Below are 8,631 nucleotides of genomic sequence, written 5' to 3'. Positions count from 1 at the left end.
TGTTTTTCCTTCAAGCAATTTGCCGAGCGTGTGTTCAACAATGTATTCCACAATGTATTCGGGCGTGTAGTAAACGCCGCCTGCTTTTCGCACTTCGGGTTTTTCTTCCACTTTGGCTTTGTGCCCTTGGGTAATGCGGATGACTTTTCCCAGAAATTGCTCATAAGCACTCCCCAAAATTTCCACACTAATCACCGAAAATTCATAAGGGCATTTGGGGTAATACAGGGCTTCGAGAATACCTTCTAAAGTTTTGTTTTCGATGATGAGGTTTTTGCTGAGTTTATCCTTCTTAAAATCAAACAGCCCGGAATTGTATTTCGCATCGGCTTCTAAGAAGAGGCGGTAAAGCCCTTCGTAATGAGTTTTTGCCTTTAAGGCTGTTTTCAGGCGTTCATATTCCTCTATCCCACGGTCTTCGGCAATGCGAAGGAAAATGATACGGTCGAGCGTTTGTTGAACGGCGAAGTTGATTTCATCTTCATTGAGCATTTTGTTGTGCTTGCTGATATCAATGGCAAGTGCGGTTCGCCAAGTATCGAGTGAGGCCAAAAAGTCTTTATCAACGGTTGCCGTTCCCTTTTTGTGTTTGTTGCCTTTTATGAATTGGTCGAAACTGCCTTTTAAGACGCGCTCCTTGCTAAAGACATCCCAAAGAAAATCGAATTTCTCAAGGTAGTTTTTGTAGGTAAGGTATTCGATGCGGGCTGTCGCGGCTTTATCAGTAGCATTGGGTTTTATGGTGCAGTCATAGACGGCGAATTCTTCAAAGTCGGTAATCACACTGATGGGGAGTTTCGCGCTCCAGCCATAGCGGCGAACTTGATAAGCGGGGTCGATAGCTTCTTTGACATGAACGGAGGGTTTTTTTGCTTCAACAAAAAAAAGTCTTTTTCCACCGCTCAGCCGGAAGGAATAATCGGGTGCCTTTTTTGCACCTGCAACAATGACTTTATCTTCATGAATGACTTCGCGGTAGGCTTCGGCATAACCGCCTTTATTGCTCACATCCCAGCCTAAGGCTTCAAAGAAGGGGTCGATAAAGTCGCGGCGGGTTTGGGTTTCGTTGTATTCACCGCGTTTGTAGCTTTCGTATTGTTCATCAAAGCGGGTAACGAGTTCCGAAATTAGGGCTTTGGCAGTATCTTTTGTTATCATTGTGTGAATTGGATCAGTCTATTCCCGCTTTAGCAGCAAGGGGATTCATTATTTAGTATCTAAATTATTGTGTTAAGTGTCTTAAACAAAATCAAATCCATCGTTGGGAGTGAGAATTTTCTCGATTCAGCACTCGATAAACACCTTTATTCCTACGACGCCACCCCGCTTTTTCGCGAACTCCCCGAAGCTATTGCTATTCCCCGCTCTGCGGAACATGTCTCCGCTATTCTAAAACTTGCGACGGAATCCGGCTTGCCCATTGTTCCTCGTGGTTCGGGCTCGGGACTTTCCGGCGGCAGCATTCCCAGCAAAGGTTCGCTTGTGCTGCTCTTCCCGCCAATGAATCGGATCTTAGAAATTGACGAAGTGAATATGACCTGCACGGTTGAACCCGGTGTCATAACAGCCGTATTGCAAAACGAGGTGGAAAAACACGGTTTGTTTTATCCGCCCGACCCCGGCAGTGCCACCATTTCAACGCTTGGCGGAAACATTGCGGAAAACGCCGGCGGCTTACGAGGACTGAAATATGGCGTTACCAAAAATTATGTCATGACTCTCGATGTCGTGCTCCCAAGCGGCGAACTTATCACACTTGGCAATCACTCCATCAAAGATGTTCAAGGCTTGAATTTGAAAGATGTTTTCATTGGCAGCGAAGGCACTTTGGGAGTTATTACAAAGGCTACTCTGCGGCTGCTTCCAAAGCCAAAGACCTCGCAAGTGATTCTCTTTCATTTCGATTCGATTGCACGCGTCGGCGAATTTGTCGCGTCGCTCGCACTTTCAAAAATCACCCCCGCGATGTTCGAATTTTTAGATAACACCACGATTCGAGCGGTGGAATCTTATACCAAAATCGGATTGCCGGAATCACTAACCGCTTTGGTACTCATCGAACTCGACGGTCATCCTGCTGAGGTTCATGACGATACCGCCACCACGCTCTCCATTGCAGAAAAAGCGGGTGCAACCTTCAGTAAATTGGCTGAATCGAACATCGAAGCCCAAAAACTTAAGCAAGCCCGGAAATCCGCCTTCTCCGCACTTGCACGGCTTAAGCCAACCACCATCCTTGAAGACGCGAGTGTTCCCCGAAGCCATCTTCCTGAAATGCTGTTATTCACCATTGAAAAAGCGAGCGAATTGAATTTGCTTGTCGGGAATTTCGGCCATTTGGGCGATGGAAACCTTCACCCCACTTGCTTGATAACCGAGCGCGATGCCAATGAAATCAAGCGAAGCGAGCAATTCTTCGAACAAATATTTGATAAAGCCGTCTCGCTCGGCGGAACTATAACAGGAGAGCACGGAACGGGAATCGCGAAAAAGAAGTATCTCGAAAAAGCGGCCGGACATACGCAAGTAGAACTCATGCGCCGATTCAAGGCCTCGATTGATGAAGCGAATATTCTTAATCCGGGGAAGATTTTCGACACTTCACATTTCTTTAAATCGAAATGCGAACGCCATATTCCGGCTTCAGGCGGTTATTCACCCCATCATGATCATCACCATTAAGGTAAAACCGAACGCGAAAAAGCAGGCTCTTTTTCCGCCCACAGAAACGGATTCGGTTTGGAAAGCCGCGCTGAAATCGCCGCCCGTTGATGGAAAAGCCAATGATGAATTGATTGAGTTGATCTCAGAACACTTTCATGTTCCAAAAGGGCATATTTCGATTAAAAAAGGAATTTCGGGGCGGATGAAAGTCGTGGAGATTAATTAGGAAAGATGATTATGGGGAAAGGCTTTAACGATGGGGATTTGCGGAGCTGACGGGGCTCGAACCCGCGACCTCCTGCGTGACAGGCAGGCGCTCTAACCAACTGAGCTACAGCTCCACTTATCCAAAAACTTTCAAAACAAAGGAATTCAGAAAGTTTCTTCAAAAAAGGAGTGCAAATATAGCGGTCAAGCGTTATTTTGCAAAACTTTTTCCAAAATTTTTCTTAACACAATCACATCTTGTCTTAAACGCGCGTCCATATCAAGCGCCACGGACACTTATGACTATGTCGAAACCGATTCGAACTCGATTTGCGCCGTCGCCAACCGGCTATGTTCATGTTGGCGGATTGAGAACCGCTCTTTACAACTATCTCTTCGCCAAAAAAAATGGCGGCACCTTTATACTTCGCATCGAAGACACTGACCAAACGCGGTTAGTAGAAGGCGCGGCCGAAAACATTGAAAAAGTCTTGGCTTGGGCAGGCATTGCCCCAAGTGAAAGCCCGCTCAACGGCGGAAACTATGGTCCTTACACACAGTCTCAGCGTTTAGAGATTTACAAAAAATATGCCCTTCAACTTGTCGAAGAGAAAAAAGCCTATTACTGTTTTATGCCTCCGGAAGAGCTTGAAGAGATTCGCAAACTTCAGCAAAAGCAAGGCATGCAACCCAAGTATAACCGTAAGTGGTTGCCTGAAGATATGGGCGGCTCAATGCCTGCAAGCATGACGCGCGAAGCCTTGGAAAGCGGTAAACCATTTGTCATCAGAATGAAAGTGCCGGATAATATCACCGTGAAAGTCGATGATGTGGTGCGCGGCTCGGTTGAGTTTGAATCAAGCACTTTGGATGATCAAGTGCTGCTCAAAGCCGATGGCTTCCCAACTTATCATTTGGCCGTGGTGGTGGATGATCATCTCATGCAAATTTCGCATGTGATTCGCGGTGAAGAGTGGCTTTCCTCAACGCCGAAACATGTTTTGCTCTACGATTTCTTCGGTTGGGAAAAGCCCGTTTTCGCTCACTTACCATTGCTCTTAAATCCAGATCGGACAAAGCTTTCGAAGCGGCAAGGTGATGTAGCGGTTGAAGATTACCGCGCGAAAGGTTATAGCAAAGAAGCGTTGATTAACTTTGTAGCACTTTTGGGGTGGAACCCGGGCGAAGGATCAACGCAAGAGATTTTTTCAATGGAGGAACTTGTTGCGCAATTTTCGCTTGAACATGTGGGAAAATCGGGCGCGATTTTCAATCTCGAAAAACTGGCGTGGATTGAAAAGCAGCATATTCGCCGCTCCACGAATGAATCGCTTGGAGAGCGGATTCTTCCCTTCTTGCAAGCGGAACTTGAAAAGAAACCGACTTCGTTGCCAAAAGAAACCATCACTTCAATACCCTATTTGGCTGAGGTGGCACACCAAATGAAGGAGCGCGTGGATTTTGTGCACGATTTTGTTTCATTTAGCAATTACTATTTCTTTGACCCCGAAACCTACCCCGCCGATGCCATCAAAAAAGATTGGACACCCGAAACGAACGCGTTGATTCTTGCCTCCGCGGAAACCTTGGAAGGATTGACCACTTTTACTGCGGAAAGCATTGAAACGGCCTTAAAGGCATTTGCAGAGGAAAAAGGCGTGAAGTTGGGGAAATTCTCCAAGCCGCTTCGCCTTGCCGCAACAGGCAGCACGATTGGTTCTTCGCTTTTCCACATGATGGAACTCGTCGGGAAAGAAGCAATCGTCAGGCGATTGAAACGAGCGGCAAAGGAGATTGAAATTTCGGGCGTGAATGTTTGAGAGATTGAATTTTTTGGCAAAATTAAATTGGGGCTTAGCGCCCCATTTCTATTTCAGTAATTATTAGGACGATTTACATTTAAACATTTTATTTTTTTCTTGAATACCGCATATAGGTAACATTCCAGCAATTCCAAAATTGAATTAAGCCGTCATAAGGAACAAAACCAAATTTATCTAAAACTATTGGCGATGAAGAAAAAGTTTTGATAACAAGCCTAGGGAAGACAATAACTTGAAGAGAACCACACTCACTTTCTCCCGACTGTACCCAAGCGGTATCAAATTTAACTGAAGCATTTGTTAATTCTGTGATAATTGAATCGGCTGCGCGTTTCGCATACGAAGAACCAAAATTAATATTATCAAAATTATCCAAGACATAAAAACCTGAATCAGCCTTAATTGGCAATTGAGAGAATGAAATTGTCTCAAAATGATAAATCATATCCGTTTCTGTATTGCAACTCATAAAAATGGTTACTATAAACACAAGAATAATGTCGTACTTTCTATTCTTCATATTATTTCTCCAATTTTAAAAAAATTAAAGAGTAAATTTAAAATTTCTAAATCTTGATTTGTAAGAATTTTTGCACAAGTTTGTCTACAATCACTCGATTAACCTACGCCGCAATTTCCAATACTCTTTCCGCATGACTATGAATGTAGGATTGATTTTAGAGAAATGGTCGCGAACTGTTTGGATTCCTTCTTTGGCAGACATAAGATTGTTTTTGTTCAATAAAGAATCACTTTGGATAGTAAGAAGTTCTTTAAGTATTTCCTCCTTACAAAGCAAACATTTCACAACTGCTTTGGACCCAAGCGAATCAACACTATTCAACATTCCGAGGAAACTTGTATAAAACGAAAAAATGATGTAGAACTTAAAGTAACCAATCGGCTCGTATTTACATTGATAATACTTGATGCGTGAAGTTAAACATAAATTGTATGAACATCTTTTGAAGATTCAAACGCCCTCAAAAATCCTCTTGCAAAATACTTTCCCCTTTCTTAAATTCTAAAATCCTTGTTCCTTCAATCGATTCTATACTGAAAAGCCTTAACCAATGAACACTGCACTTCATTTCGGCTATAAAGCAAATTCTTGTTTTAACAGCGTATCATTTTTGAGACAATTTAAGATATTGGTGTGAGTGCGAGATAAGAAGCGGTTTTACGAATGTTTCAATTTTATTTCATATTAACATTATAAACTGGGTGGTTATACGAATGTTTTTTGGGGATTTTGAGGTGATTTGTTTATCCTATTGCTAGCAGTAAGCCTAAACCAACACGAAAATAGATGGATAATTATAAAACTGTAAGCACTTCTCTTTACTCTGCTAGACTTGCAGAACCCATTGTTATTGAAGAAAACACAACGACAAGAAAGGTTCTTATTGTTGACCTAAATGACAAGAAAAAAGATGTTGGTGAAACAGTTGGAATTACAATAGTTCACCAACGTAAAAAGAGAAATGACGAATGGGAAAACATTGAAAGTATCAACTTAAACTCGTTAAAAGGTGGCGAAGGTGTTAAGATAAACCTTGATAGTAAAAACACAAGAAAGATTTATGACGAACTCACAAAACTTTACGCGTTAGTTGACAAAGAAGGCGTGAAATATGGTATTCAGGAGTTTTCAATTGCGAAAGCTGATGAGATAATAAAAGTCCCAAAAGACAGAAAAACGGTTATAGAAAGACTTTTAAAAGAAAATTACGGTCAAGAAGTTTGGAATGAGCTAATCTCTTCAAATCCTAACTTAGCAACAAAATTATCATTGGCAAGAATTCAGACAAACAGAAGAGCATCACTTAATACATTTAGAGAAAACTTAGAATCAAATAATGCGGTCGAATCTTTTTGGCAAGAGTTTTTTACAAATAATGTTTGGATTTTTGGATATGGATTAAATTACCAATTTCTGCACCTATTAGAAGACCAGCCAGACTACGGCGGCAGAACTTTTAAAGGAACTGGAAGCCAGAAGGGCGACTTTTTAATGCGGACTGATGCAGATTCGCATTTTACCGTTTTAGTAGAGATTAAAACACCCGCTACAAAACTTTTAAGCTACACTAAATCAGATCCAAGACAAGTAAAAAATCCAAGAAACGATGTTTGGTTACTTAGTTCCGACCTATTGGGAGCAATTTCTCAAATTCAAGTGAATTGTAGGACTTGGAGCATAGACTCTCAAAGAAGTGAAAACACAAGAATATTAGATAAAGACAACACATTTACAGTTGAACCTAAAGGTATTCTAATAATTGGCAATACAAATGAGTTGGTAAAGAAAGAAAGCATTGTAAGTTGTTTTGAAAGTTACAGACGAAACACAAAAAATCCTGAAATAATTACATTTGACGAGTTGTATAAGCGGGCGGAGTTTATTGTTAACAACAAGACACAAACAAAAACTGACAAAAAAATATAATTGATGAAGAAGGTAACCTCCCATTCAGAAATAAGGCCTACTGCTAACACGGGTTATGCGTCAGGCGGGCTGACGTGCAAACTTGGAGTTTTGTGTTCTTAATAGAAAATGAATTTAACAATATTATACATCTTTTTTTTATTTTATTTTAAATACATTCCGGTTTTGATTTTCATTTATTATTATATTTTAATTTTGATTTTCGTAGATCAAATTTTATCAATAATGAAACAAAATCTATCGGCCGACATTTTTGACTTAAAGACCAAATCGACCAATTGGTTTATCAGCTTACGAATTGACACAAGAAGAAATAAAAATTATTGAGAACGCATCCCATTAAATCACATGAGTAAAGAAACTGCAATCAAAATTTTTGAAGAAAAGCAGGTGCGCACCCTTTGGGATGCCGAGCAAGAGAAGTGGTATATTTCTATTGTGGATGTAATTGAAATATTAACCGGAACTGACCGACCAAGAAAGTATTGGAGCGACCTCAAAACCAAGTTAAAGAAGGAAGGCAGTGAGTTGTCCGAAAAAATCGGACAACTGAAAATGCAATCTTCAGATGGTAAATTTTACCAAACCGATGTAGCCGACACAGAGCAACTGTTCCGCTTAATACAATCCATTCCATCACCCAAAGCAGAGCCATTTAAATTGTGGTTAGCGCAAGTCGCAGCCGAGCGTTTAGACGAAATTCAAGACCCTGAATTAAGTATAGACAGGGCTTTGGAGCAATACCTGAAATTAGGGTATTCTGAAAATTGGATAAACCAACGGCTAAAAAGCATTGAAATACGCAAAGAACTAACTGATGAATGGAAAAAGAGAGGACTAAAAGAAGGCATACAATTTGCTACACTCACCGATATTATTATCAAGGCTTGGAGCGATAAAACCACTAAAGAGTATAAGGTTTTGAAAGGCTTGAAAAAAGAGAATTTAAGGGATAACATGACCAATACAGAGCTGATTTTGAATATGCTGGCAGAGGCTTCAACAAAAGATATTTCTGCCGCAACCAACCCAAAAGATTTTGAAGAAAGTAAAAAGGTAGCTAAAGAAGGCGGTAATGTGGCTAAAGTGGCAAGGATGGAACTGGAAGCGAAAACAGGAAAAAAAGTGGTGTCTGAATTAAATGCCAAAGATGTTTTGAAAGCACTCCCTCAAGCGAAGCAAATAGCCAAAAAGAAAAATGGGGATTAGCAATAAACGAAAGCCAATGCACAGACCAAATCTTGGCAAGGAGTGCGTCTGTCCCAACGTACAACCAAGAGACAATAAGGAAAAAAATAGAAGGATAGCCGCCAACATCAGTTTTCGTCAAGCTGGTGCTGTGCATTTTTGGTGCTTTATGCTTCTATTGATCTTTAATATGAATATGAAACTTTGTGCACCGAACTGAAAGTTAGCGAAGCTAAACACACCCGAGCGCATAGCCGATTCACCGCTATCAAAGAACGCATACCCTTTTGAAAATTGAAC

At 41.2% G+C, this 8,631-nt stretch carries 7 protein-coding genes and 1 tRNA gene; 5 read left to right on the top strand and 3 right to left on the bottom strand.

Annotated features, from left to right (window positions below):
* Positions 1 to 1,158 (bottom strand): hypothetical protein (locus SFU91_12345; GenBank protein ID MDX2129814.1); only part of this gene is annotated, 1,158 nt, incomplete at its 3' end.
* 69 nt (positions 1,159 to 1,227) lie between these two features.
* Here SFU91_12345 and SFU91_12340 point away from each other — a divergent pair.
* On the top strand, positions 1,228 to 2,682 hold the full coding sequence (locus SFU91_12340; GenBank protein ID MDX2129813.1) for an FAD-linked oxidase C-terminal domain-containing protein: 1,455 nt from the start codon (positions 1,228 to 1,230) through the stop codon (positions 2,680 to 2,682).
* Entirely contained in the window at positions 2,666 to 2,890 is a 225-nt protein-coding gene (locus tag SFU91_12335; GenBank protein MDX2129812.1) for a DUF167 domain-containing protein, read from the top strand. Before SFU91_12340 ends, SFU91_12335 begins: the two co-directional genes overlap by 17 nt.
* Positions 2,891 to 2,931: 41 nt before the next feature.
* On the opposite strand, the gene SFU91_12330 is transcribed toward SFU91_12335, so the two are convergent.
* A tRNA-Asp gene (locus SFU91_12330) sits at positions 2,932 to 3,005 on the bottom strand.
* A gap of 165 nt (positions 3,006 to 3,170) precedes the next feature.
* Between SFU91_12330 and gltX the strand changes: the two genes are divergently transcribed.
* A complete protein-coding gene (gene gltX, locus SFU91_12325) occupies positions 3,171 to 4,691 on the top strand; it encodes a glutamate--tRNA ligase (protein MDX2129811.1) in 1,521 nt (506 codons plus the stop codon).
* A gap of 88 nt (positions 4,692 to 4,779) precedes the next feature.
* Here the strand turns inward: gltX and SFU91_12320 are convergent, their stop codons facing one another.
* On the bottom strand, positions 4,780 to 5,214 hold the full coding sequence (locus SFU91_12320) for a hypothetical protein (GenBank protein ID MDX2129810.1): 435 nt from the start codon (positions 5,212 to 5,214) through the stop codon (positions 4,780 to 4,782).
* Between the two features lie 789 nt (positions 5,215 to 6,003).
* Between SFU91_12320 and SFU91_12315 the strand changes: the two genes are divergently transcribed.
* Together SFU91_12315 and SFU91_12310 are read left to right on the top strand one after the other, a co-directional pair.
* Positions 6,004 to 7,143 (top strand): DUF4263 domain-containing protein, encoded by a 1,140-nt coding sequence (locus SFU91_12315; protein ID MDX2129809.1) that lies wholly within the window; start codon positions 6,004 to 6,006, stop codon positions 7,141 to 7,143.
* A 348-nt stretch (positions 7,144 to 7,491) separates the two neighbouring features.
* Positions 7,492 to 8,352, top strand: coding sequence for a Bro-N domain-containing protein (locus tag SFU91_12310; protein MDX2129808.1), 861 nt, complete (start codon positions 7,492 to 7,494; stop codon positions 8,350 to 8,352).
* Positions 8,353 to 8,631 lie beyond the last annotated feature (279 nt).

The organism is Chloroherpetonaceae bacterium (genome assembly GCA_033763895.1).
In the GTDB taxonomy this organism is placed as follows: Bacteria; Bacteroidota; Chlorobiia; order Chlorobiales; family Thermochlorobacteraceae; genus JANRJQ01.
The sequence above is the reverse complement of the archived record's forward strand: the minus strand, read 5'-3'. Positions and strand labels throughout refer to the sequence as shown.

Bases quoted from the DNA above. Each gene is read 5' to 3' on its own strand.
- SFU91_12335 (MDX2129812.1), top strand. From the start codon at position 2,666: ATGATCATCACCATTAAGGTAAAACCGAACGCGAAAAAGCAGGCTCTT.
- SFU91_12310 (MDX2129808.1), top strand. From the start codon at position 7,492: ATGAGTAAAGAAACTGCAATCAAAATTTTTGAAGAAAAGCAGGTGCGC.
- SFU91_12315 (MDX2129809.1), top strand. From the start codon at position 6,004: ATGGATAATTATAAAACTGTAAGCACTTCTCTTTACTCTGCTAGACTT.
- gltX (MDX2129811.1), top strand. From the start codon at position 3,171: ATGACTATGTCGAAACCGATTCGAACTCGATTTGCGCCGTCGCCAACC.
- SFU91_12320 (MDX2129810.1), bottom strand. From the start codon at position 5,214: ATGAAGAATAGAAAGTACGACATTATTCTTGTGTTTATAGTAACCATT.